Consider the following 1,243-nt stretch of genomic DNA (forward strand, 5'->3'; position numbering starts at 1 on the left):
GCTCTGGTGATTTAGTGGTGGCAAACTTGACGATCACTGAGGCCCGCAAACAAAAAGTCGACTTCAGTACCCCAATCTTATCCGGCATCGAAGAGTGGGTGATCACCAACAAAAGTACTCCAACCATCACTAAACTTGAGCAGTTGAGCGGTAAGGAGATTTGGGTACGTGCCAGTTCCAGCTACTTTGAAAGCATTCAAGCCGTCAACAAAACACTGAACAAGAAAGGCTTACCGCCAATTATCGTGCACTTCATCGAAGAGACTCTGCAAGACTACGAACTCGTCGGCATGCTCAACAATGGCTATATCAAAGCCATCGTTTTAGATAGCCACAAAGCCACACTTTGGCTCAATGCGATGGATGACATCAAAGCGCATAAGAAAGTCCCTCTTCGCAAAAACGGCAACATCGCTTGGGTAATGCGACAAAACAGTCCTCAACTCAAAGCAGTGGTGAACAAATTCATCCAAAAATCTCGTTCAGGCACACTCCTTGGAAACGTCATATATAGCAAATACATCGACAATACCAATTGGCTCAATAAGGCACTTAACCCTAAGAAAATTGCCCAGCTAGAAAAACTGTCGGCGCTGTTTTCGCGCTACGGGGAGAAATATGACTTGGATTATTTGCTGATTGCGGCGGTTGCGTATAAAGAGTCCGGATTTAATAACAACTTAGTCGGCACAAGAGGCGCAGTGGGCATAATGCAAGTCTTACCGAGCACCGCGCGCGATCCAAACATCAACATCAAAAATGTTCGACAACTCGAAAACAACATCCACGCAGGAGCGAAATACCTAGCGTTTTTACGTCGGCAGTACTTTGGCGATAAGGCCATTACGGCTGAGAACAAAATTTACTTTACCTTGGCGGCTTACAATGCAGGCCCAGGTAATGTCGAGAAAATGCGCAAGCGAGCCGCACAGCAAGGCTACGACCCCAACGTTTGGTTTAATAATGTCGAAGTGGTCATGCGAAAAAGCCTCAGCTCAACGGTCAGTTATGTGACCAGCGTGAACCGTTACTACGTCATCTATAAGCAACTAGAGAGCTTAGACCTCGCCAAAACACTAGAAAATGTGCTGCTGATTCCTGATGACCCAGTCTTTATGACGCCAATAAGGAAAATCACTCAAACGCCAGATACAAAAATGCCGCTTGTTAATTAAGCGGCATTTTTATTATTCAGTGTACTTTGAAATTGCAGAGTGATTAATGTCACATTTTCATTCTAGTT

Annotated in this window: 1 protein-coding gene; it reads left to right on the plus strand. The window is 44.9% G+C overall.

The window, feature by feature from the left end; genetic code table 11:
* On the plus strand, nt 1–1,175 hold a 1,175-nt coding region (locus tag R8269_RS24965), incomplete at its 5' end, for a lytic transglycosylase F (RefSeq protein ID WP_318222876.1).
* Nucleotides 1,176–1,243: the final 68 nt, after the last annotated feature.

The organism is Vibrio sp. Vb0667 (assembly GCF_033391095.1).